Below are 23308 nucleotides of genomic sequence, written 5' to 3' on the forward strand. Positions count from 1 at the left end.
CCATGGGCGGCTCCGGCGTCATCGACCATTTTCTGGAGGTCTTCACCCGCTACATCGACAGCGGCTTCGGCCTGTTGCAGGGCGAGGTGGCCTTCATCGCCACGACGTTGATCGTCATCGACGTGACGCTGGCCGCACTGTTCTGGTCGTGGGGCGCCGACAACGACATCATCGCGCGGCTGATCAAGAAGACCCTGTTCGTCGGCGTCTTCGCCTATATCATCGGCAATTGGAACAACCTCGCGCGCATCGTCTTCGAGAGTTTCGCGGGGCTCGGCCTGAAGGCGTCCGGCACGGGGTTCTCGACCGCCGACCTCCTGCGCCCCGGCAAGGTGGCGCAGACGGGGCTCGATGCGGGTCGGCCGCTGCTCGATTCCATTTCCGACCTGATGGGCTGGGTGTCGTTCTTCGAGAACTTCATCCAGATCGCCTGCCTGCTGTTCGCTTGGGCGCTGATCCTGCTCGCCTTCTTCATCCTCGCGGTCCAGCTCTTCGTCACCCTGATCGAGTTCAAGCTGACGACGCTCGCCGGCTTCGTGCTGATCCCCTTCGGCCTCTTTGGCAAATCCGCTTTCATGGCCGAGCGGGTGCTCGGCAACGTCATCTCGTCCGGGATCAAGGTGATGGTGCTCGCGGTCATCATCGGCATCGGCTCCACGCTGTTTTCCGAGTTCACCGCTGGCTTCAACGGCGCGACGCCGACCATCGACGACGCCATGGCGATCGTGCTGGCGGCGTTGTCGCTGCTCGGCCTCGGCATCTTCGGTCCCGGCATCGCCAACGGCCTCGTCTCCGGCGGCCCGCAGCTCGGTGCGGGCGCGGCGATCGGAACGGGCCTTGCCGCTGGCGGCATGGCGGTGGCGGGTGCTGCGACGGTCGGCGCCGTCGCCTCCGGTGGCGCCGCATTGGCGGGAGGTGCTGCCGCAGCGGCGCGTGGTGGGGCTGCTCTCGTGGGGCGCGCGTCCACCGCCTACAGCCTTGGCGCCGCCGGACAGACCGGCGTTTCTGGCGTCGCCTCTGGCCTCGGCAATGTCGCCAGCACCGGCGTCTCCAAACTCGGCTCGGCGATCGCCAGCCCGTTCAGGCGCGCCGCCGCGTCGATGAAGGAGAGCTTCGGATCTGGTGGCCAGTCGGTCACCGACGAAGGGCGCTCATCGGATGCCGCCGCTTCCTCCTCTGCAACCAACGAAGGTCCGCCCGCTTGGGCCAAGCGCATGAAGCGCTCGCAAGCGATGTCGCACGGCGTCCAGGCCGCCGCCCATGCGGTCAGGTCCGGTGACAGCCATGGCGGCGGCTCGTCCGTCCATCTTTCTGAAAGCGACCGCTGATGTTCAAACGACCCTCCACCCACTACGGCAAATCGCCGGAACCCGAGACGCCCTATCAGCGAGCTGCCCAGGTCTGGGACGATCGCATCGGCTCAGCCCGTGTGCAGGCGAAGAACTGGCGCTTGATGGCCTTCGGGTCACTGGCCTTGTCGGCTGGTCTCTCTGCCGCGTTGGTGTGGCAATCGTTGAGCGGCTCGGTCGTGCCGTGGGTGGTGCAGGTCGACAAGCTCGGCCAAGCGCAGGCCGTAGCTCCGGCAACCGCCGACTATCGGCCGACCGATCCGCAGATCGCTTTCCATCTCGCGCGCTTCATCGAAGAGGTCCGCTCGATCCCAGCCGACGCGATCATCGTCCGCCAGAACTGGCTCCGGGCCTACGACTTCACGACGCAGGCCGGCGCATTGGCGCTCAACGACTACGCCCGCGCCAACGACCCCTTCACCAAGGTCGGCAAGACGCAGATCGCCGTCGATGTCTCGAGCGTCATCCGCGCATCGCCCGACAGCTTCCGCGTCGCCTGGGTCCAGCGGACCTATCAGGACGGCTCGCTCGCCTCCACCGAGCGCTGGACCGCCATCTTGACCGTCGTCGTGCAGGTACCGCGCGACGCCGAAAAGCTCCGGGCCAACCCGCTCGGAATCTACGTCACCGCCATCAACTGGTCGAAGGAGCTGACCCAATGACGCCGACGTTCCGCAAAGCCGCCCCCGGACAAGCGGGAAGTCCGGCTTTCCGTAAATCCGCCTTGCCGCTTCTCTTGGCTTTCACATCCGTGCTCGCCGGCTGCGCCACGGCGCAGAAGCCGCCTGAAATCTCCTATGACGATGCCATGCCTGCGGTTCAGGCCGCCGATCCGCCGGTGCCGGTTCGGGTGGTGGAATTGCCGAAGCCTTTGCCGTTGCCCGGCCAGTTGAAGCCCGTCGGCAAAGACGGCAAGCCGACGCCGGAGCTGCCGGACCCTGCCGCGCGTGTGAATGAGGCAAATGCCGCAGCGCGGATGCAGCCGGTCAGGAACGGCTTCATCAACGCCATCCAGGTCTACCCCTTCGTCGATGGCGCGCTCTATCAAGTCTACACCGCGCCCGGCCAGATCACCGACATCGCCTTGCAGCCCGGCGAAACGCTGGTCGGCTCCGGTCCCGTCGCCGCCGGCGACACGGTGCGCTGGATCATCGGCGACACCGAGAGCGGCGCCGGCACCACCAAGCAGGTTCATATCCTCGTCAAGCCGACCCGGCCCGAGCTGATGACCAATCTCGTCATCAACACCAACGCGCGCACCTACCACATGGAGCTGCGCTCGACCGAGAAGACCTACATGGCCTCGGTGTCCTGGCAGTATCCGCAGGATCAGCTTATCGCGCTACGGCGGCAGAACGCGGAAGCGCAAGCCGTCCAGCCGGTGGCGACCGGCATCGATCTCTCGCGTGTCAATTTCCGCTACGAGGTGACCGGCGACCGCGCGCCGTGGCGGCCGCTCCGCGCCTTCGACGACGGCCGCCAGGTCTTCATCGAGTTCCCGCGCGGCATCGGCCAGGGCGAAATGCCGCCGCTCTTCGTCGTTGGACCGGAGGGCGACACCTCGGAACTGGTGAACTATCGCGTCCGCGACAACTACATGATCGTCGACCGGCTGTTTGCCGCCGCCGAGCTACGCTTCGGCGCGGCGAAGGATCAGAAGCGCGTTCGCATCTCCCGCACCGACGGGAGGCCGGCGTCGTGAGTGAGATCGAACCCGATCGTCAGAAGCCGGAGGCGGATGCCGATGCCCGGCCGCTGACCGGAGAGCCTGTCGCCCCGATGCGGCTGCGACCCGAACCGCCGCGCGTGACGCGTCTGTCGCGAAAGGTGCTGATCGCCCTTGGCCTGCTCGCCGGCACCGGCATCGGCGGCACCCTGATCTACGCGCTTCAAACCCGGCACGGCGGCAAGACGAACGAGGAGCTCTATTCGACCGACAACCGGACGACGCCCGACGGCCTTTCGGCCTTGCCGAAGGACTATGCCGGTGTCCCGAAGCTCGGTCCGCCGCTGCCGGGCGATCTTGGCCGCCCGATCCTCAGCGCTCAGAATGCCGGCCAGCCCGTGCCGACACCGGGGATCGCGACGCCCAATCCGGGGATCAGTCAGGAAGAGCAGCGCCGCATTCAGGAGCTGGAGGCAGCGCGGACGGCCCGTCTTTTTGCTTCGACCGAGACGCGGCCAGCCAATACCGCTGTCCCGCAGCCGCAAGCGGCGGTCACGCCGCAGACGGACCTTGCCAGCCTTGGGCTCGCGCCACCGCCCGCGACGCCTTCCGCGCAGGATCGTCAGCTCGCGTTCCTCAATCAGACGCCCGACAAGCGCACGGTCTCGCCGGATCGTGTCGCCGCGCCTGCGTCGGCCAATGTGCTTCAGGCGGGGGCGGTGATCGCGGCGGCACTCATCACCGGAATCCGCTCAGATCTTCCCGGCCAGATCACTGCTCAGGTGACGGAGAACGTCTATGATAGCCCGACTGGGCACATCCTGCTCGTGCCGCAGGGCACGCGGATCATCGGTCAGTACGACAACGGCGTCGGCTTCGGTCAGCGCCGCGTGCTGCTGGTCTGGAACCGGCTGATCTTCCCCAATGGCCGCTCGATCGTGTTGGAGCGCCAGCCAGGTGCAGACGCCGAGGGCTATGCCGGGCTCGAAGATGGCGTCGATTACCACTGGGGCGAGCTGTTCAAGGCCGCGGCGCTGTCAACGCTGCTCAGCGTCGGCGCCGAGGCGGGATCATCCGGTCAGGAGAGCGACATCATCCGCGCTTTGCGCAACGGCGCATCCGACAGCATCAACCAAACCGGCCAGCAGATTGTGCAGCGCCAGCTCAACATCGCACCGACATTGACCATCCGGCCGGGCTTCCCGGTCCGTGTGATCGTCACGCGCGATCTCGTGCTTGAGCCCTACGGAGGCTGAGATGGCAAAGCTGAAACTCGGCCCGATCGCCGACGACAAGCCGGTAAAGGTCACGCTGGAACTGCCCGCCAGCCTTCATCGCGACCTCACTGCCTATGCCGAGATCCTCGGCCGCGAAGGAGGGCAGTCCGCCGCTGATCCCGTTCGCCTGATCGTGCCCATGCTGGAGCGGTTCATGGCAACGGACCGAGGATTTGCGAGGGCGCGGCGGGGCAGGCCTGACCCCCGTTAAGAATATAATGTGGGCCGCCGAACCATCGCAGTCCTCGCTTTCGGCTTGCACGCATTCTCGACATTTCGGAGCATCCGCTTCGGAAAAGAGCTTTAGATAAAGTGCCTTACAGGCAAAGCGCGTCCGGTTGCAGCATTCCCCATACGAGTGCCGAACACTTCTATTCGCGCTTCGGGCCATCTTGTTCAGCCCATGCAGCACGGCTTCGGGCACCCTTCTGGTGAAAAGTGCATCACTTTGTTGAAGTCTGATGCGCGAGCCGGTAGGTTGATACGAGGAACCGTGAGGATGGAAATGAACGAGCGTCCGCGCAAGGCAACGCGACTGACCGTGAGTCTGGAAGAACAAGATTATCAGACTCTGTGCCAGATCGCGCTATCGAGGGACGCTTCGGTTTCGTGGGTCATCCGCCAGGCGATCCGACAATTCATCGAAAGCTCATCCGAAGCCCGTGGCCCATCGTCTATGTCTAACCCCCCTCGGAAGGGTGGTGAGGCATGAGGCTTATTAGGAACAGCGGGACGGACCGTGCCATCGACAGATTGCGCGAATGGCTGGATCAAGGCGCTCTCATAGACATCGTTTCCCCGTCCTTTTCACTGCTTGCATTTGCGGAGCTTCGAGGCGCTCTCGATCGGATTGAGCGATGCCGGCTGTTGCTGGGAGACGCCAGTTCCGTTCTTCCCAGCCTTCTCGGCGGTGAAGCTGACATCGTCTTCCGGGGGCAACTTCAAGGGCGTTGGCTCGCCCGTCTCGTCGCCGAATGGGCGCGGAAGCGGGTTGAGATTCGGCACGCTCGTCGGACACCGCCTCAGTCGCTAGTACTCGTCAACGGCAAGCCCGACTTCCGCCGGGCCATGGTTGGGACATGCTCATTCACGTCCGATGGTCTGGGTGTCACCCCGAGCGGTCGATTGGGGTTGGTTCAGGCAACCGAGTCGGATGCCGAGACCGCGGATTTTTCGGAATGGTTTCGCTCGAACTGGGAGGACATCGAGGCGAGCCCATCGGCGAAGGCCCACTTTCTGAACGCACTGGAGGAAATCGCCTCGCAGCGCGCGCCATCTCTCGTCTACTTCCAGATCCTCTATCAGGTCTTCAAGGACCTGGGTGATGAGCTTGACGAGGAGCGGATCATCAAGTCGGCGACGGGCATTCGAAACACCGTCGTGTGGAAGAAGCTGTTTCGCTTCCAACGCGATGGGGTGGTGGGTGCGATCGACAAATTGGAGAGGATCGGCGGCTGTATTATTGCTGACAGTGTTGGTCTCGGAAAGACATTCGAAGCGCTCGCAGTTGTGAAGTACTATGAGCTTCGCAATGATCGCGTTCTCGTGCTTTGCCCGAAGCGCCTTCGTGATAACTGGACCCTTTATAAGGCAAATGACCGCCGAAACATTCTGGCTTCAGATCGGTTCAATTATGATGTCTTGAACCACACGGATCTGTCGCGCGATGGTGGTGTATCCGGGGACATTGATCTTGCTCACGTAAACTGGGGCAATTACGACCTCGTGGTCATCGACGAGTCGCACAACTTCAGGAACAAGCCGACCCATAAGGACCGCGACAGCCGCTACGACCACCTCATGAAACGGATCATTCTGTCGGGGGTGAAGACCAAGGTGCTGATGCTGTCTGCAACGCCGGTCAACAACCGTCTTGCCGACCTCAAGAACCAAATCGCCTTCGTAACAGAAGGGAATGACGTGGCTCTTGCGGCCAATGGCATTCCAAGCATCGAAGCGACGATCCGGAAAGCGCAAGGCCAATTCAATCGTTGGCTCGATCTTCCGGAAAGCGAACGGCGGCCCGCTAAGCTTATGGACATGCTCGGCTTTGACTATTTCAAGCTGCTCGACATGTTGACGATCGCGAGGTCACGAAAGCATGTGCAACGCTATTATGGGATCGAGGAAACGGGGCAGTTTCCTGACCGACTGCCGCCGGTGAACATCAAGGCGGACGTTGATCTCACGGGTGAGTTTCGGCCTATTCGCGAGGTCAACAACGAAATTCGTCGCCTTACTCTCGGTGCCTACGCGCCACTGCGATACGTGCTGCCACACAAGCAGGCTGCGTATGACGAGAAGTACAGTACAAAGATTCGAGGTGGCGATCAGTTCTTCCGGCAGCTCGATCGCGAGGAAAGCCTCACCCACCTCCTGCGTGTGAATATCCTGAAGCGCATGGAGAGTTCCGTTGCGTCGTTCTCCCTGACCATCGAACGCCAACTTGCGGACGTTGATGCTCTGCTCGCCAAAATCGACTCCCATGACGACGCGATCGAGGAAATCCCGATTGACGACGTGGATGTGGACGATCCCGCATTCGAGCCGCTGCTCGTCGGCCGAAAGGTCAAGGTGCTTCTCCAGGACGTTGACCGTATTCGCTGGCGACAGGATCTTGTCGAGGACCATGAACGTTTGGCGGCGCTTCTATCGGCCGCGCGTCTTGTTATCCCCAAGCGGGATGCCAAGTTGGCTGCGCTCAAACGGCTTGTCGTTGAGAAGGTTCGTAATCCCATAAACCCGGACAACCGGAAGATTTTGCTGTTTACGGCGTTCGCCGATACGGCGGACTATCTCTATCGCGAGTTGGCCGATTGGGCGCGATCGGCGCTCGGCCTACATAGCGCGGTCGTTACCGGCGCTGGGGCGAATAAGACCACATTGCCGGGCGTTCGCGGGGACATGAGCAGCATTCTGAGCGCTTTCTCTCCAAGGTCCAAAGAACGGCCGGCAGAGCTTGCCGCCGAGGGAGACATCGATCTTCTGATTGCCACGGACTGCATTTCGGAAGGTCAGAACCTTCAGGACTGCGATTACCTCGTCAATTACGATATCCATTGGAACCCTGTCCGGATCATCCAACGATTTGGCCGCATCGACCGGATCGGCTCCCGAAACTCTAGGATTCAGTTGGTCAATTTCTGGCCAAATATGGAGTTGGACGAGTACCTCGACCTCGAATCCCGCGTCAGCGGGCGCATGATGCTCCTTGATGTGTCGGCTACCGGCGAGGAGAACGTCATCGAGTTCCAGGCGGGCAACGAGATGAACGATCTGGAATACCGTCGCGCGCAGCTTCAGAAGCTGCAGGATGCCGTGATCGATCTCGAGGACTTGTCCAGTGGCGTTTCCATCGCGGATCTCACACTCAACGATTTCCGGATCGATCTGGCGGGCTATCTGGGTGCCAATCGGGAGCGGCTCGATGCGTTGCCGCTCGGTACCTATGCCGTCACGGAGGCTCCCGACGACGGCGAGAACCCAGTTCCGCCGGGTGTCATCTTCTGTTTGAGGGCCGTTGGCGAGGCAGCTTCCTCCGTCGCCGAGCCGGGCTATCCGCTGGCGCCGCATTACGTTGTTCATGTCGGAGAGGATGGGGAGGTCCTGCTTCCCTACACGCAGGCGAAGCAGGTGCTCGATCGCCTGAAGAAGCTCAGTCTCGGCCGTGACCAGCCGGACCAGGCGGCTTATGGGCGATTCGACAAGACGACGCGCGCCGGTCGCGACATGGAGCCCTACCGCAAGCTGCTCGCCCGCGCCGTCGGTACGATTGTCGGCAAACGTGAAGAGCGAGCGGTTGCCAGCCTGTTCCAAATGGGTGGCACCCACGCGGTGAAGGGGGAGTTTGCCGGCATCAATGATTTCGAGGTTGTCGCGTTTTTGGTGGCTCTGGCTCCGACGACGGACGTGGCGCCATGACGGAGGTGGCGGCAACTGACCCGATCATAACGGCTCTGGATTTGCCGCCGGGCGCGCGCCTTGACATGCGCGTGCCGAAGAAGGCCCTGCTTGAGCAGGGCGCGCCGACGGCGACCGACAAGCGGGCCATTCAAGACGGCATCGAAGAGATGCAGTGGATCGCAGCTCTCAAGCCCAACACCGTCGCCATACCGGCATTCGTGCACGAAGGCCGGAACTATTCGGAGATTGCGGTCCTATCCGCGACGCTTCGGCCGGAGGCACGCTCGCCCCGCCTCACGGAGCTCATTCATCGTGCCATTCCCTATCCGGTTCTGCTGATCACTCTGTCGGGCTCGCACGCGGCCGTGTCGGTCGCACCCAAGCGGGCGGCTCAGAACGAGGGCAACAAGATCGTGGTCGAACGCATCGTGCTCGCGGACGAGATAGATCCTGGCGCCCCGTCGGCGATCGAGCGGTCATTCCTGGAAAGCTTGGCACTCGCACAGCAACCCGCACGCGATCTATCGACGGTGTACGACGGTTGGCTGGTTCGGATCGAGGCGCTGAACGCGGCGCGCGTCTCGGGCCTTTTCATACTCACCAATGAGGCCGATCGGATCGACCGCCGTCGCTCGGCGCTGGAAGAGCACGCTCGACTTTTGCGCGAGATCGCACAGTTGCGGGCGCAGGCGGGTCGCGCCAAACAGATTAGTCAACGGGTTGATTTGAACCAGAAGATCAAGGCGGTCGAAGCCGCGATCGATCGCGCCAAGCGGTTGATGCTGGGGGATGTTGAATGAAGATTTCCACGATCCTGGACCATATCGACAGCGGGCACATGGCGCTGCCCGAGTTTCAGCGCGGTTATGTCTGGAACCGCGATCAGGTCCGGGGCCTGTTCGACTCGCTCTACCGGAGGCATCCGGTCGGCGGCCTGCTTGTATGGGCGACGGAGGCCAAAACGGCCGCACATCGCGGTGACGGTCCGATCGCGGCGGGCATCGTCAAGCTCCTGCTCGACGGTCAGCAACGCATGACATCGCTCTACGGTGTGGTGCGCGGGCATCCGCCGAAATTCTTCGATGGCAACACCCAGGCCTTCAGCGGCTTGCGTTTCCATCTCGGAACAGAGACCTTCGCCTTCTACCAGCCGGTCAAGATGCAGGACGATCCGCTATGGATTGATGTCACCGCCTTGATGAAGGCGGGGAACGCCGGGCTTGGGGCGTTGATCGCTCAGCTTTCCGCCGATCCTGCACATGTGGCGAATGTCGGCGTTTATGTCGGCCGGCTTGGCGCTCTGCTTGGTGTCACCGAGATCGATCTGCACGTCGAGGAGGTCACCGGTCAGGACAAGACCCTCGATGTCGTCGTCGATATCTTCAACCGGGTGAACAGCGGCGGCACCAAGCTGTCGAAGGGCGACTTGGCGCTGGCGAAAATCTGCGCCGAATGGCCGGAAGCCCGCGACTCCATGAAGGCCAAGCTGAAGGAGTGGACCGCCGCGGGCTACCAGTTCAACCTCGATTGGCTGCTTCGCTCCGTCAACACGGTTCTGACCGGCGAGGCCAAGTTCAGCTATCTCCACGACAAGGGCGCGCTCGACATTCAGGACGGCTTGAAGCGCGCCGGCAAGCATATCGATGCGAGCTTGAACTTCATCGCCGGACGCTTGGGCCTGGATCATGACCAAGTCTTCTTCGGGCGTTTCGGCGTGCCCGTCATGGTGCGCTACATGGACAAGGCGAAGGCCCCGCTGGACGCCAAGGAGCGCGACAAACTCCTATTCTGGTTCGCACAGGCCGGCATGTGGGGGCGCTTTTCGGGGTCGACGGAAACCTTCATCGATCAGGATCTGGCCGCCCTCGAAGGGCTGAACGGCGGCCTGGACACGCTATTGGAACAGCTCCGGCTCTGGCATGGCGGCCTGCGGGTCGAGGCGGGCCACTTCACCGGCTGGAGCCTCGGTGCGCGGTTCTATCCAGTGCTCTACATGCTGACCCGCATGGGTGAGGCGCAGGATTGGGGGACGGGGTTGCCTCTGCGCGCCAGCCTGCTCGGGAAAATGAGCCGCCTGGAGGTGCATCATATCTTCCCCAAGGCGCAGCTCTACAAGCTGAAGCACCGCAGGGCCGACGTGAACGCGCTCGGCAATTTCTGCTTCCTGACCAAGGACACGAACCTCAACATCAGCGATCGCCTACCGGAGGAGTACTTCCCGGAAATCGAGGCGCGGCACCCCGGCGCGCTGGCGTCCCAGTGGATACCGACCGATCCCGCACTTTGGAAAATCGAGCGCTACCTCGATTTTCTCGAAGCTCGGAAGGCGTTGCTGGCCGCGGAGGCGAACCGGCGCTTCGAAGATTTGCTCCATGGCGATACGCACTGGCTCGGCACGGCAGCGCCGGTGACGGAGGCCGAGACACAGACTGCGGGCGGCATTACGAGCGAGGTCGAGGAAGCCGAACTCGAAGCCCTCAACGATTGGGTCGACGGCCAAGGCTTGCCGCGTGGCCTACTCGGCTTCGACTACGCCGATCCGGTCACGGGTGCGCAAAAGGCGCTGTTCGATCTGGCGTGGCCGGACGGTCTGCAGCCTGGCTTGAGCGCTCCGATCGCCGTGCTGCTCAATGAAGGCCCGGAGATCCTCGCCCTGGCGAGCAAGGCGGGATTCCGCTGCTTCACGTCCTCGGCCGATTTCCGTACCTATGTCGAAACCGAAATTCTGCACCTGGAAGCGGCCTGACCGCTGCCGTGCCCCGTTTGCACCTGATTGAGTTGGATAAAATGAAGAAACTTGATGCCGAGAGCCCCGAGACCAAGAGCGCCGATATCATCTCCGGCAACGTCGAGGTGCTGAAGTCCCTGTTCCCCGACGCCATTACGGAAGGGAAGATCGACTTCGAGGTGCTGAAGGTTCTGCTCGGCGGTGCCGTCGATGGTCGGGAGGAGAAGTACGGTCTGAATTGGCATGGCAAACGCCGGGCCCGGCAGATCGCTTTGACGCCATCGACCGGCACGCTGCTGCCTTGCCCGACGGAGAGCGTCGACTGGGATACGACGCACAACCTGATGATCGAGGGCGACAACCTAGAAGTACTGAAGCTCTTGCAGAAGAGTTATGCTGGAAAATTGAAGCTGATCTACATTGATCCGCCCTATAACACTGGAAAAGACTTTGTTTATCCGGATGATTTTCGGAACAATATAAAGAATTACCTTGAACTAACAGCTCAAGTAGAGAGCGACCGCAAGATCAGTTCAAACACGGAGGCTTCCGGTCGTTTCCATACCGATTGGCTCAATATGATGCTACCCCGTCTGAGGCTGGCGCGTTCGCTCTTGCGCGAGGATGGGATAATTGCGGTCAGCATAGATGACGCCGAAATCGCAAACCTTCGGAGTGTTCTTTCTGAGGTTTTTGGTATCGAGAATTTTGTTGCAAATATTACTTGGGAGAAAGGTCGAAAAAACGATGCGAAGTTATTTTCGGCAGGCCACGAGTACCTCGTGATTTTTGCCAAGTCGTTGTCGTCTCTTCGCGATGCAGGCGTTATTTGGCGCGAGGAAAAGCCTGGCGCTCGCGAAATTTGGGAAAAATATCTTGAGCTTAGGATGCAGCACCAAACTGATGAACGCGCTATCGAACGCGACCTTCAGCAATGGTACTCCGACCTTCCGAAGGGCCATCCATCCAAGAAATGGAGCCGCTATAAGCGAGTTGATCGAAACGGTCCGTGGAGAGATCGCGATATTTCGTGGCCGGGCGGTGGCGGGCCAAAGTATGAGATTATTCATCCCATAACAAAACTACCGTGCGCGATACCGGAAGCTGGATGGCGCTTCTCTAATCGGCGGGGTTAGGTCAAGCGTCTATCTCATATTTCGGCGGTCGCCTCAGCTCTTGGCCGAGACGACCTGAGCTATAGTCCCCCTATGCGCGATCTGCTGCAATCGCCCAATTGTGGAGGCACCGATCGAGACCGATAGCAATCTCAAGAACGAGGACATCGTGCTCTCGTGTTACGCCGCCTTTTGAACGGGAGACGAACTTGCGGGGGAAGTCTGTCCTACGTGAGATCGAGCAGACCTCCATCCACTTGAAGCCGTTGTCGATCTCAACGTCCATCGTGACCTGGGAATAGCTCGGCAGCCGATCGGATTCAACGATCCGGGTTGGAAGGTTGATTATCGATGCAATCATCTTTCGGACGGGTTCCAAGCATGCCGCGTGATAGTCCATGCCCGTGTCCGCGGTGAACGCTGCCTGGAACTCCATCTGCCAGAATTCCTTCAGGCGCATGTGGGCAGTGGTCTGCTCCTGCTCTCGACGATAGGAGCGGCCGGCCTGCCAGACGCAAAGTGGCAGCTTCGTCCCTGAGTGGCCGTCAAGAAGGTGGTTCATGTATGCGTAGGTTGATGGCGTTGTCTCCGGTCGGAGGACAAGCTCGGTCTCTGTCAGGGTGATCTTTTCCTGAACCCATATGTCCGCGTTTTCATAGGCGTCGGAGATCATATGGCGTGGGATGAGCGTTGGTGCCTCGACCCGGCGCATGTCCCAGGCGGGATTGATGGAACGAAGGAAGGCCCTGACCTCTTCCGAGAAATGGCGGATGAACTCCTCGCGCCGAAGGATTTCGCGTTCCTCCCAATGCACGAGCGAATTTACGTTGAGAATGCTGAGCATGGCTTACTCTCCTGGTAGCCACTGAAGGATGAGGTGAAGTTTTACGTCCAGTCGTTCGCGCATAAACGCGCGGCATCACGACTGGACGCGAAGACCTCGTCCGCCGAACACGCACACGAAGATATTCCGCAGGATGCGGCCTTTCTTCATTGATGGTGCTGTCAAATTGCTCATAGTCTGCATACATGCCCCAGAGGCTGCGGAGGGTCAACCCGTGTCGAACTGGTTCTCGGCATTCAACGTCTTTTCGCGGCCCGCGCTTCTCTCCGGGATCGGCACTCGGCCCTCCCATGATGGGGTCCAGTAGATGATGTGGCCCAATCTATGCTGCATCCTGATGACTGATCATCGGAATAAACGCCGCCACGAGCTCACATCACCATCGTCCGCGAAGGACGTCTTCCGCCGCTACGCTGCTACGCGGAACCTTGAATTCGAACCTTTCGATTGCCTCTGTGGCTGACTGTCATGCCGCGACCGTTGAGACGGTGTCCTCCCTTGTCCAGCGGAATTCCGAGCCATCCACCCACATGCGATGCATGACGACCGCGAGACGGCGGGCCAGTGCGACCTTGGCCTTCTTGCTGCCATGCCGCTTGGCAATGTTCATGGCCCATGCCTTCAGCCAGCACCATTTCACCACGCGCGTCATCATCGATTGGGCGGCCTCATAGAGCAGTCGCCGCATCATGGCATCCCCGCGTAGAGAGATGTGGCCGACACGGCTCACTTCGCCGGATTGTTTCAGGACAGGGGTGAGGCCCAATATCGCTCCGACCGATCGGGAATGACGAAACCTGCTGGGAATATCGATCGTCGAGACATAGGCGAGCGAGACGATCGGTCCAACGCCAGGCACCGTCATCAATCGCCTGCAAACCTCATCCTGCTTCGCTTCGGCTAGGACCCTCTTTTCAAGTTTGGCAAGACCTTCGCGCAACTTGCGCCGCCCGGCGAGCAGTGGCTCCATGATTTCCGCCAGCTCAGTGTCGTGTTCGACAAGTTCGAGAATCCTTCTCTCGAACATGCCGCCCGAGGCCTGACCGACCTTCAGTCCGAAGTTGCGCAGGAGCCCGCGCATCTCGTTCTCCAAATCGATCGCCTTTTCCTGCAGCAACGATCGGGCCGTTAGCAAGGCGCGGCGCTTCTGGCTGGTGAGCGTCTTCACATGCACGTCCTTGAACAAGCCGACCCGCATCATGTGGGCGATGCCGCGTGCATCGTTCCTGTCGCTTTTGTTCTGCTGCAGGGCGTCCAGGAATGCCTTGGTATGGCGCGTCTCGATGCAGAATACCGGGAGGCCAGCTTTTGCCAACCCTTCAAACAGCCATTGGGACAAAGGGCCAGCCTCAACGCCCACCCTCTCCAAGCTGAATGCCGGATCGCTCAGGATGCTAACGAGGTCATCAGGGTGGGAGACCACCTTCCGTTCCCGGCATAGCTTTCCGTTTTCATCGACGATACAGACGCTCGTCTCTTTGACCGAGACATCGAGGCCGACATAGTGTTTCATGGTTGCGCTCCCTGCAAGATGGTTGTGCCTGGTTTCCGACCGGCCACTTGTATCATCGGCAGTGCGGTGCAGCTCCTTCTTCCGGGCGGATGAGCTGGGGCACGAAGCCGATTAGCCCATCTATGCTCAACCTGAAGAGATGCAGCGCCAAATCAAGCTCGGGCTTGTCGAATTTCGCGAGGATCATACTGAGCCTCCATTCAGAAAGGCGCATATCCGGCCTATTCCGGATGAACTGGAAACTGATTCTGAAGAGGATGCGGACGAAAGTTCCGGCGAGGGAAGCGAGGAGTTCGCCAACCAAGTCAGGTCTACCTACTTCTACAAGCAATCACAGGTATCTGTGAAGGAAATGCGTGCTCTGATGGGGGAGAAGGTCTTCAACAATCCCAAAGACTGCGAGGAGTTAGCACGGCTATTTGACTATTGTACATCTTCTGACCGCGATGCGTTGTTTCTAGATTTCTTCGCAGGTAGCGGAACGTCTGGGGAGGCAGTCTGGAGACTTAACGCGCGCGATGGCGGTCAAAGACGGTGGATAATGGTGCAACTGCCAGAACCGCTTGATCCTACGAAGAAAGAGCAAAAGATCGCGGCGAAGTTCTGCAGTTCAATCCAAAAGCCTATGACGATCGCCGAACTTACAAAGGAGCGCCTCCGACGTGCTGGTGCAAAGGTGAAAGCAGATAATCCGCTATTTGTTGGAGATATCGGCTTTCGCGTCTTTAGGCTCGCGTCATCAAACATCCGCGCATGGGAACCCGACGCCACCGATCTTGAAGACAGCCTTTTGAAGAATGCCGAGCACCTCATTCAGGGCCGCAGGGAGCAAGACGTGCTCTATGAGCTCTTGCTCAAGCTCGGCCTTGACCTCTGCGTTCCGATCGAAACCAAGACGGTGGCCGGCAAGACGGTTCATTCCATTGGCGGTGGCACGCTGATCGTCTGTCTCGCTGACGGCCTGACCAAGGACGTGGTGGAGGAACTCGCGAAAGGCATCGTCGAATGGCGGAAGGCGCTGGCGCCGGCCGTCGATACGCGCGTCGTGTTCAAGGATACCGGCTTCGCCGACGATATCGCCAAGACCAACATGGCCGCGATCCTGAACCAAGCCGGCATCGCCGACGTGCGGAGCTTGTGATGAGCGCCAACACCTTTCTTTATTTCGCCTATGGTTCGAACATGCTCGCAGCACGCCTCCAGGCGCCGGAGCGTTGCCCCTCGGCGCGCGCACGTGGCGTTGCGGAACTGCGCGGTTACGAGTTGCGCTGGCACAAGCGCAGCACGAAGGACCATTCAGGCAAGTGCGATATTGTTGCCAGCGACGTTTCCGGCGCTGTGACTTTCGGCGTGCTCTATGAAATCTCGAATGACGAAAGGGCCGCGCTCGACCGCGAGGAAGGGCTGAACAAAGGCTACAATGCCATCGAGCCAAACGTCTTCTTTGGCGGTTCGCCTTTGCCGGCACAGAGCTATCAAGCGTCGATCACCGATCCCACGCTTCGTCCCTACACTTGGTATCGCGACTTGGTAATTGCCGGGGCGAAACAACATGACCTACCGATGTCCTATATTTCTGGTCTCGAATCTGTGGCCGCCGACGAAGACACAGACCGTGTTCGCCACGACAAGAACATGGCGCTGATCGGCGAGGCGCGCGCATGAAGCTGCATTTCGAACCCGATCTCGACTACCAGAAGCGCGCGATCGAAGCCGTCGCGGACCTGTTCCGTGGACAGGAAATCAACCGCACCGAATTCACCGTCACCCGGCGGGAGGCGGGCGGACTTCAGGGCGAACTCGGCCTGGTCGAAAGCGAACTCGGCATCGGCAATCGGCTCACGCTGCTGGATGACGAGATCATCGCCAATCTGAAGGATATTCAGCTCCGCAACGGCTTGGCGCCATCCTCCGCGCTGACCTCTGGCGACTTCACGGTGGAAATGGAGACAGGCACGGGCAAGACCTATGTCTATCTCCGCACCATTTTCGAGCTGAACAAGCTCTTTGGCTTCACCAAATTCGTCATCGTCGTGCCGTCGGTCGCGATCAAGGAGGGCGTCTACAAGACGCTCCAGATCACCGAGGAGCATTTCAAGGGCCTCTATTCGGGACAGCCTTTCGACTATTTCCTCTACGACTCCACCAAGCTCGGCCAGGTGCGCAATTTCGCGACCAGTCCCAACATCCAGATCATGGTGGTGACGGTCGGCGCCATCAACAAGAAGGATGTGAACAACCTCTACAAGGACAGCGAGAAGACGGGCGGCGAGCGGCCGATCGACCTCATCCGCGCGACTCGACCGATCCTGATCGTGGACGAACCGCAGAGCGTCGACGGCGGCCTTTCTGGCGCTGGCAAGAATGCCCTCGGCGAGATGAATCCGCTTTGCACGCTGCGCTATTCGGCGACCCACGTCGACAAACATCACATGGTGTTCCGCCTGGACGCGGTCGATGCCTACGAGCGCAAGCTGGTCAAGCAGATCGAAGTCGCCTCGCTCGAAGTGGAGGGCGGGCACAACAAGGCCTATGTCCGTTTCGTCTCCGCAAGCAACGCCAAGGGAACCATCACCGCGCGCGTTGAGATCGACGTGCTCGATGGCAAACAAGTGCGTCGCCAGGAGGTGACGGTTCAGGATGGCGACGATCTGGAGGAACTGACCAAGCGCGCGATTTACGCCGATTGCCGGATCGGCGAGATCCGCGCCGGACGCGACAATCAGTTCCTGGAGGTGAAGCTGCCGGGGAGTGAAGAGTTTCTCCAGCCCGGCCAAGCCGTCGGCGATGTTGATGCCGACGCGCTGAAGCGCCTGATGATCCGCCGTACGATCCACGAGCATTTGGTAAAGGAGAAGCGCTTGGCGCCGCTCGGCATCAAGGTGCTGAGCCTGTTCTTCATCGATGCGGTGGAGCACTACCGCTCCTACGACGCCGATGGAAATCCCGTGAAGGGCAAATATGCCCGCATCTTCGAGGAAGAGTATCGCCGCGCGGCGAAGCTTCCGGATTTCGTCAGCCTGTTCAAGGAGGTCGACGTAACGTCGGAAGCCGAGGAGGTGCACGACGGCTATTTCTCGATCGACAAGGCGCGGCGCTGGACCGATACGGCCGACAACAATCAGGCAGGCCGCGACAATGCCGAGCGTGCCTACAACCTGATCATGAAGGACAAGGAGAAGCTGCTCAGCTTCGAGACGAAGCTGAAGTTCATCTTTTCGCACTCGGCCCTGAAGGAGGGCTGGGACAATCCCAACGTCTTCCAGATCTGTGCGCTCCGCGAGATCGGCACCGAGCGCGAGCGGCGGCAGACCATCGGCCGTGGTCTTAGACTGTGCGTGAACCAGAATGGCGAACGCCTGCGCGGCTTCGACATCAACACGCTGACCGTCATCGCCACCGAGAGCTATGAGGACTTCGCCGAGAACCTGCAGAAGGAGATCGAGAAGGACACCGGCATCAAGTTCGGCATCGTCGAAAAGCACCAGTTCGCGACCATCCCCGTGGTCAATCCGGACGGCTCGACCGGAATGCTGGGTTTCGAGGAATCTGCCGCCATCTTCGATCACTTGAAGGCCGAAGGCTTCGTCGACACGAAGGGCAAGGTGCAGGATACACTCCGCACCGCCCTGAAGGACGGAACGCTAGCGCTGCCAGCGGCTCTGGCCGCCCACCTTGGCGCAGTTCGCGACGTACTGAAGAAGGTCGCCGGGAAGCTCGACATCAAGAACGCCGACGAGCGCGTCACCGTCAAGACACGGCAAGCCATACTGGAAAGCGCCGAATTCCAGGCGCTCTGGGATCGCATCAAGCACAAGACGACCTATCGCGTTCACTTCGACAATGAAAAGCTGATCGCCGATTGTGCCAAGGCCATCGCCAACGGCCCGCCGGTCTCAAAGGCTCGTGTGCGGGTCAGGAAGGCCGACCTTTCCATCGGTCAAGGTGGTGTCGAGGCCAAGGAGCACGACAAGAACAGCGGGACGATCATCACGATCGAGGAAGGCGACATTGTCCTGCCCGACGTGCTGACCGATCTTCAGGACCGGACCCAGCTCACCCGCAAGAGCCTCGTCCGCATTCTGACCGAGTGCGGCCGCTTGACCGACTTCAAGCGCAATCCGCAAGCATTCATCGAGATCGCCGGCGAGGTCATCAACCGGACCAAGCGTTTGGCCATTGTCGACGGCATCAAATATCAGCGGATCGGCGACGAGCACTATTACGCGCAGGAGCTTTTCGCGCAGGAGGAACTGACCGGCTATTTGCGCAACATGCTCAAGGACGCGCAGAAGTCGGTCTTCGAGCACGTCGTCTATGATTCCGGAGGTGTTGAACGGACATTCGCAGAGCAGCTCGAAAAAAACGAGTCCGTGAAGATCTACGCCAAGCTGCCTGGGTGGTTCAAAGTGCCGACTCCGCTCGGCACCTACAATCCCGATTGGGCGGTTCTGGTCGAAGTCAGTGGCGAAGAGCGTCTCTATTTCGTCGTAGAGACCAAAGGCAGCCTCTTCGTGGATGATTTGCGCGACATCGAAGCCGGCAAAATCGCGTGCGGGGAGGCGCACTTCAGCGCACTCGCCTCCGGACCGAACCCAGCTCGATACATCAAGGCCAGAACGGTCGACGACCTGATGGATCACACGTAAGCCGCTCTCCTTCGCGAGGGCTGCCGCCCGTCAATTGCCTTGCCACCTGGAGAGCGGCGAACATACGCCGGCACCAGGAAGTCAGAGCCTGCGCTTTGGCGGTGCCGGCGCGCAGGCGGCCGCTTTGAGGGGCAATCGCATCGGATTGCCGTTTCCTGAGAATGTGATAAAACCTCTGCTATATTTTGGATCTGCCGAGGAAACATCACATCGCAACGGCCCTGGACTCTCAACGCACGCAAGCACTCAAGCTGCTGAAGACGTGCCCCATGATGCGGCTGAAGGACTTTGCCGCCCACGGCATCGGCCCGGAAACGCTGGCGCGTCTCGTCCGGGACGGGGCGGTTGTTCGCCCCGCGCGCGGTCTCTATCAGCTTGCGGATAGTTCGGGCGATGCGGCTCGCATTCTGGCGGAAGCTTCGGTGCTCGTTCCCAAAGGCGTCATCTGCCTGACCTCAGCGCTGCAATTCCATGAGCTGACGCTGCAAATGCCATCCGCCGTTTGGATGGCCATCGATCGCACCGCCTGGCGTCCCAAAATCGATTATCCGCCCATCCGCTTCGTGCGATTTACAGGCCCATCTCTGGCGGACGGTGTCGAGCAGCATTCCATCGATGGCATCGAGGTGTCGATCACAAATCCAGCGCGGACGATCGTCGATTGCTTTCGCTATCGGGCGAAGGTCGGACTGGATGTCGCTCTGGAAGGCCTGCGTGAGGGACTTCGACGGCGGAAAGTCACGAGCGACCAGCTCTGGACCTATGGGACAAAGGGAAAGGTCTGGTCGACCATGAGGCCCTATGTGGAAGCGACGGTAGCCGATGGCACATGAACCAAGGAAAAACGTCGGTGCTTCGGTCCGGGCTCGCCTGCTCGACCGGTCTCGTGTCGAACGCACGGACTTTCAGATTCTGCTGACGCGCTATGCGCTGGAACGGCTTCTGTATCGACTGAGCCTGTCACCTCATCGCGACCGCTTCATCCTGAAGGGTGCGATGCTGTTCGTGACCTGGGTGGCAGATCCTTTCCGGCCTACACGCGATCTCGATTTCCTCGGCTATGGCGAGAACAGCCCGGAGGCGATCGGAGAGGCCTTTCGAGCGATCTGCGGGCAGCCGGTCGATGACGACGGCGTCGTATTCGACATCGGCGCTATCACCGCTGTTCCGATCCGGGAGGATGTTGAATACGGCGGCATCCGCGTGCGCACCTCTGCGACGATCGCAGGCGCCCGCGTTCCTATCCAAGTGGACATCGGCTTTGGTGATGCCGTCACGCCTGGGCCTGTCGAGATTGAATATCCGTCGCTACTCGACGCGCCTGCGCCCCGCCTGCGTGCCTATCCGGTGACGACGGTGGTTGCCGAGAAATTCCAGGCACTCGTCGTGCTAGGCATAGCGAACAGCCGGTTGAAGGACTTCTATGACCTCTGGCTGATCGCGCAGACGTTCGAATTCGACCAGGCATCGCTTGCAGAGGCCGTCCGCCAGACCTTTGCTCGGCGCAGAACCACACTTCCAGCGACGAAGCCCACAGGCCTCAGCGAAGCTTATGCCGAAACCTGGGGGCGACAGTGGCAGGCCTTTTTGGGGCGAGAGCGAATGGCCGCGGCGCCGACGGAGCTGGCTGTCGTCATCTCTGACCTTACCAAATTTCTGCTCCCCCTGATCGAGCCTGCTGACGGTAACGAGCGTTGGAAGCCCGGCGAAGGTTGGCGGGCGATAAGCGCCGGTCAGGACGGTTGACGCTCAGCTTGGGAGCAATAATCACGACGCCATCCGCTTCGTGAATGATGCAGTCCGGCTTAAGCTGGCGTACAAATCCCCCCACGCTTCACGTGCACCATAACTTGTCATATATGGACGAATAAAAGGTTATACCATTCATATATGGAGGATTGTGTGAGTTCCCCAAAAGCGAGGATGGCCCTCGAAAGCCTTGGAAACGACGTTCGTGGTGCGCGCCTGCGCCGAGGTATCGCCGTGGCCGACCTGGCGGTCCGCGCCGGCACCTCGCCCAGCACGATCGCTCGCCTCGAAAAAGGCGATCCTGGCGTTGGCATCGGCGTACTCGCCGGCATTCTCGTCGTTTTGGGGCTCGTCGAGCGCTTGGCGGACCTCATCGATATCCGCAAGGATGATTTGGGTCTGGCGCTGGCCTCCGAACAGTTGCCGCGACGCGGAAGGACGTATGCCGCGAAGTTGCGCAAGCAGATTGCGCGCGCCCCTGAGGAGAGGGGCGGACAAAAGGACATCGTCGACCCGGACGGCGCGGCCTTCTGATGCCTGAATTGGGCACCCGTCGCGCTCAGACGTCGTCGCGTGATGTTTTGTAGTCAATCGCGGACTTTTGAGATTGGATCTGGCCATTTCTCCCGCACTTCGTATATAATACGAACGAAGAGATTGACGCCGCGCACCGCGCCACATTTATTGTGGAAAATCAATTGCGTATGAATCTGACGGTATATCTGACGGTAATCGTCGATTTCTTGCCATTACATTCATATAAATTTCAAATACTTACTGCTTCGGTTGACCATCGAGTGGGAGTAACGGCGCCGCAAGGCACCTCTTTGTCGCGGCCGCCTTCGGGCGGCCGTTTGCGTTTGGTCAGCCGATACACGCGCGTTTACAGCGCCTCGTAGGTGAAGCGGCCGAAATCCGCCGGCTTTGCCCGGCCGGTGATGTCGAAGGCGACCATGCCGATGAAGGCGCCGGTGAAGGAGCCGTGTTCGCCGCGCCCGCCCTCGTCGGAAATCACCCCGGCATCGAGCACCGGGCCGATCGGTTGCCACGCCTGGCCATGCTCGGTGCGCCAGAAGAACTGCAGGTCGTTCTCCCGCACCTCGGCGGACAGATGCACCGGGCCATCGGGGATAGACACACCGCCTTCGACCGGAAACTCCATGCGGCCATGCGGAAAATCGCCGGGGCAGGAGAAGATCGTCACCACGCGGCCGAGTTTTTCATGCAGTGTCACCACCAGCGCATGGAACTTGTGGCGGTTGTAATAATGCGTCAGCCCGGCCACCTGCTGATAGGTTTCCGGTTCGAACTCAACCACCGTCTCGGCGCGAAAGCTGTGATCTTCCTGCCGGCGCGCCACCAGCGCCTGTTCGAACCAGGAGCCGATGCTCTCTCGCCCGTACAGCCGAAGATGACCGGGCCGATCGGAAAGCGAAAAGATCCGCTCCGGTTCCGGCGTACGCAGCCACTGGAAGTCCTGCGGAAGGTCTCCGCCGTCGAAGGTGTAGACCACGCGTGCCGGTTTTTCCTCCGGCATGGCATCGGTCGGCGCGGCCACCTCGACCGACGGCACCACGCCGCCGCCGGCCAAATAAAGCCAGCCGTCGTCCCGCCACTCGCATTTCTGGAGCGCCGTCTCGCGACCCAACGTGCAACGACGCTTGGGCGCAAGCGGCCGGCCGCACAGATGCGTGTGATAGGGCTCGCCCTCTGGCGTTTCGACATATTGCCCGTGCCCGGCACGCTGCAGAACGGCATCCGGCGCGTCCTTGGACGTGATCAAATGTGTGTCGGGGTGCACTTCGTAAGGGCCTTCTATGTGTCTCGACCGCGCCATGGTCACCGCATGGTCATACCCCGTGCCGCCTTCGGCCGTCGTCAGGTAATACCAGCCGTTGCGCTTGAAGACATGCGGCCCTTCCACCAGCCCGAGCGGGCTTCCGGGAAAGATGTTGCGGATCTCCCCCTTCAACTGCCGGGTCTTCGCGTCCCATTCCTGCAGCAGGATGCCGTCGAAGGCCGGATGTTTCGGCGTTCCGCCAAAACTCTCCGTGCGATGGTTCCACTGCATGTTGAGAAACCATTTTCGCCCGTCATCATCATGAAAGAGCGAGGGGTCGAAACCGGAGGAATTGACGTAGATCGGTTCGGACCAGTCCGCCTCGATGCTCGGTGCCGTCACGATGTAGTTGTGCGCATCCTTGAAGTTGCCGTCGAAGCGCTTGACGTCCGTGTAGACCAGCCAGAACTGGCCGTCCGCGTAGGAGAGGCAGGGCGCCCAGATGCCGCAGCTGTCGGGATTGCCGCGCATGTCGAGCTGGCTTTTGCGCTCCAGCGGACGGCGCACCAGCGTCCAGTTCACCAGATCGCGCGAATGGTGGATCTGCACGCCCGGATACCATTCGAAGGTGGATGTGGCGATGTAATAATCCTCGCCGACACGGCAGATGGACGGATCGGGGTTGAACCCCGGCAGGATGGGGTTTCGGATCATTGGATGCTCCTCCGGCTCGCA

At 60.6% G+C, this 23308-nt stretch carries 19 protein-coding genes; 16 read left to right on the plus strand and 3 right to left on the minus strand.

Translation table 11 applies throughout. The features are described from left to right. Nucleotides 1–2 precede the first annotated feature (2 nt). The 10 genes from trbL to OU993_RS06050 all read left to right on the plus strand — a co-directional run bounded on the left by trbL (nt 3) and on the right by OU993_RS06050 (nt 12059). On the plus strand, nt 3–1328 hold the full coding sequence (trbL, locus tag OU993_RS06010) for a P-type conjugative transfer protein TrbL (RefSeq protein ID WP_268157533.1): 1326 nt from the start codon (nt 3–5) through the stop codon (nt 1326–1328). Further along, nucleotides 1328–2011: a conjugal transfer protein TrbF gene (gene trbF, locus OU993_RS06015; RefSeq protein ID WP_237154155.1), complete on the plus strand. Its 684-nt coding sequence runs from the start codon at nt 1328–1330 to the stop codon at nt 2009–2011. The genes trbL and trbF overlap by 1 nt, the downstream gene beginning before the upstream one ends. Beyond that, nucleotides 2008–3051, plus strand: coding sequence for a P-type conjugative transfer protein TrbG (trbG, locus tag OU993_RS06020; protein ID WP_268155346.1), 1044 nt, complete (start codon nt 2008–2010; stop codon nt 3049–3051). Before trbF ends, trbG begins: the two co-directional genes overlap by 4 nt. After that, on the plus strand, nt 3048–4271 hold the full coding sequence (locus OU993_RS06025) for a TrbI/VirB10 family protein (protein WP_268155348.1): 1224 nt from the start codon (nt 3048–3050) through the stop codon (nt 4269–4271). The genes trbG and OU993_RS06025 overlap by 4 nt, the downstream gene beginning before the upstream one ends. A gap of 1 nt (nt 4272) precedes the next feature. Continuing rightward, nucleotides 4273–4503 (plus strand): DUF2274 domain-containing protein, encoded by a 231-nt coding sequence (locus OU993_RS06030; RefSeq protein WP_268155350.1) that lies wholly within the window; start codon nt 4273–4275, stop codon nt 4501–4503. A 294-nt stretch (nt 4504–4797) separates the two neighbouring features. Then, the gene (locus OU993_RS28845; RefSeq protein WP_442792935.1) at nt 4798–5004 is read left to right on the plus strand and encodes a ribbon-helix-helix domain-containing protein; all 207 of its coding nucleotides are present in this window, start codon (nt 4798–4800) and stop codon (nt 5002–5004) included. Then, entirely contained in the window at nt 5001–8213 is a 3213-nt protein-coding gene (locus OU993_RS06035) for a helicase-related protein (protein WP_268155352.1), read from the plus strand. The genes OU993_RS28845 and OU993_RS06035 overlap by 4 nt, the downstream gene beginning before the upstream one ends. Further along, entirely contained in the window at nt 8210–8995 is a 786-nt protein-coding gene (locus OU993_RS06040) for a DUF4391 domain-containing protein (protein ID WP_268155354.1), read from the plus strand. The genes OU993_RS06035 and OU993_RS06040 overlap by 4 nt, the downstream gene beginning before the upstream one ends. Then, entirely contained in the window at nt 8992–10941 is a 1950-nt protein-coding gene (locus OU993_RS06045) for a GmrSD restriction endonuclease domain-containing protein (protein WP_268155356.1), read from the plus strand. Before OU993_RS06040 ends, OU993_RS06045 begins: the two co-directional genes overlap by 4 nt. A 41-nt stretch (nt 10942–10982) precedes the next feature. Then, on the plus strand, nt 10983–12059 hold the full coding sequence (locus OU993_RS06050) for a site-specific DNA-methyltransferase (RefSeq protein WP_268155358.1): 1077 nt from the start codon (nt 10983–10985) through the stop codon (nt 12057–12059). 70 nt (nt 12060–12129) lie between these two features. Here OU993_RS06050 and OU993_RS06055 read toward each other — a convergent pair whose 3' ends face one another. Both OU993_RS06055 and OU993_RS06060 read right to left on the minus strand, forming a co-directional pair. Beyond that, nucleotides 12130–12882 (minus strand): aminoacyl--tRNA ligase-related protein, encoded by a 753-nt coding sequence (locus OU993_RS06055; RefSeq protein ID WP_268155360.1) that lies wholly within the window; start codon nt 12880–12882, stop codon nt 12130–12132. Between the two features lie 466 nt (nt 12883–13348). Then, entirely contained in the window at nt 13349–14395 is a 1047-nt protein-coding gene (locus OU993_RS06060) for an IS110 family transposase (RefSeq protein WP_268155362.1), read from the minus strand. A 139-nt stretch (nt 14396–14534) separates the two neighbouring features. Between OU993_RS06060 and OU993_RS06065 the strand changes: the two genes are divergently transcribed. The 6 genes from OU993_RS06065 (at nt 14535) to OU993_RS06090 (ending at nt 21327) form a co-directional block, all read left to right on the plus strand. Beyond that, the gene (locus tag OU993_RS06065; protein ID WP_268155364.1) at nt 14535–15536 is read left to right on the plus strand and encodes a hypothetical protein; all 1002 of its coding nucleotides are present in this window, start codon (nt 14535–14537) and stop codon (nt 15534–15536) included. Further along, entirely contained in the window at nt 15536–16060 is a 525-nt protein-coding gene (locus tag OU993_RS06070) for a gamma-glutamylcyclotransferase family protein (protein ID WP_268155366.1), read from the plus strand. The genes OU993_RS06065 and OU993_RS06070 overlap by 1 nt, the downstream gene beginning before the upstream one ends. Then, on the plus strand, nt 16057–19044 hold the full coding sequence (locus OU993_RS06075; protein WP_268155368.1) for a type III restriction-modification system endonuclease: 2988 nt from the start codon (nt 16057–16059) through the stop codon (nt 19042–19044). Before OU993_RS06070 ends, OU993_RS06075 begins: the two co-directional genes overlap by 4 nt. A 269-nt stretch (nt 19045–19313) precedes the next feature. Beyond that, nucleotides 19314–19877: a type IV toxin-antitoxin system AbiEi family antitoxin domain-containing protein gene (locus OU993_RS06080; RefSeq protein WP_268155370.1), complete on the plus strand. Its 564-nt coding sequence runs from the start codon at nt 19314–19316 to the stop codon at nt 19875–19877. After that, nucleotides 19867–20790 carry a nucleotidyl transferase AbiEii/AbiGii toxin family protein gene (locus OU993_RS06085; protein ID WP_268155372.1) on the plus strand — a complete coding sequence of 308 codons (924 nt, stop codon included), beginning with the start codon at nt 19867–19869 and terminating at the stop codon, nt 20788–20790. Before OU993_RS06080 ends, OU993_RS06085 begins: the two co-directional genes overlap by 11 nt. A 177-nt stretch (nt 20791–20967) precedes the next feature. Beyond that, nucleotides 20968–21327, plus strand: coding sequence for a helix-turn-helix domain-containing protein (locus tag OU993_RS06090; protein ID WP_268155374.1), 360 nt, complete (start codon nt 20968–20970; stop codon nt 21325–21327). Between the two features lie 349 nt (nt 21328–21676). Here the strand turns inward: OU993_RS06090 and OU993_RS06095 are convergent, their stop codons facing one another. Then, nucleotides 21677–23287 carry a glycoside hydrolase family 43 protein gene (locus OU993_RS06095; protein WP_268155376.1) on the minus strand — a complete coding sequence of 537 codons (1611 nt, stop codon included), beginning with the start codon at nt 23285–23287 and terminating at the stop codon, nt 21677–21679. Nucleotides 23288–23308: the final 21 nt, after the last annotated feature.

It is taken from the genome of Rhizobium sp. SL86 (assembly GCF_026672545.1).
GTDB lineage: Bacteria > Pseudomonadota > Alphaproteobacteria > Rhizobiales > Rhizobiaceae > Neorhizobium.

Coding starts and splice junctions, on each gene's coding strand:
- trbF (WP_237154155.1), top strand. CDS start 1,328: ATGTTCAAACGACCCTCCACCCACTACGGCAAATCGCCGGAACCCGAG.
- OU993_RS06040 (WP_268155354.1), top strand. CDS start 8,210: ATGACGGAGGTGGCGGCAACTGACCCGATCATAACGGCTCTGGATTTG.
- OU993_RS06035 (WP_268155352.1), top strand. CDS start 5,001: ATGAGGCTTATTAGGAACAGCGGGACGGACCGTGCCATCGACAGATTG.
- OU993_RS06070 (WP_268155366.1), top strand. CDS start 15,536: ATGAGCGCCAACACCTTTCTTTATTTCGCCTATGGTTCGAACATGCTC.
- OU993_RS06085 (WP_268155372.1), top strand. CDS start 19,867: ATGGCACATGAACCAAGGAAAAACGTCGGTGCTTCGGTCCGGGCTCGC.
- OU993_RS06095 (WP_268155376.1), bottom strand. CDS start 23,287: ATGATCCGAAACCCCATCCTGCCGGGGTTCAACCCCGATCCGTCCATC.
- trbG (WP_268155346.1), top strand. CDS start 2,008: ATGACGCCGACGTTCCGCAAAGCCGCCCCCGGACAAGCGGGAAGTCCG.
- OU993_RS06030 (WP_268155350.1), top strand. CDS start 4,273: ATGGCAAAGCTGAAACTCGGCCCGATCGCCGACGACAAGCCGGTAAAG.
- OU993_RS06090 (WP_268155374.1), top strand. CDS start 20,968: ATGGCCCTCGAAAGCCTTGGAAACGACGTTCGTGGTGCGCGCCTGCGC.
- OU993_RS06055 (WP_268155360.1), bottom strand. CDS start 12,882: ATGCTCAGCATTCTCAACGTAAATTCGCTCGTGCATTGGGAGGAACGC.
- OU993_RS06045 (WP_268155356.1), top strand. CDS start 8,992: ATGAAGATTTCCACGATCCTGGACCATATCGACAGCGGGCACATGGCG.
- OU993_RS06050 (WP_268155358.1), top strand. CDS start 10,983: ATGAAGAAACTTGATGCCGAGAGCCCCGAGACCAAGAGCGCCGATATC.
- OU993_RS06080 (WP_268155370.1), top strand. CDS start 19,314: ATGATGCGGCTGAAGGACTTTGCCGCCCACGGCATCGGCCCGGAAACG.
- OU993_RS28845 (WP_442792935.1), top strand. CDS start 4,798: ATGAACGAGCGTCCGCGCAAGGCAACGCGACTGACCGTGAGTCTGGAA.
- OU993_RS06075 (WP_268155368.1), top strand. CDS start 16,057: ATGAAGCTGCATTTCGAACCCGATCTCGACTACCAGAAGCGCGCGATC.
- trbL (WP_268157533.1), top strand. CDS start 3: ATGGGCGGCTCCGGCGTCATCGACCATTTTCTGGAGGTCTTCACCCGC.
- OU993_RS06060 (WP_268155362.1), bottom strand. CDS start 14,395: ATGAAACACTATGTCGGCCTCGATGTCTCGGTCAAAGAGACGAGCGTC.
- OU993_RS06065 (WP_268155364.1), top strand. CDS start 14,535: ATGCAGCGCCAAATCAAGCTCGGGCTTGTCGAATTTCGCGAGGATCAT.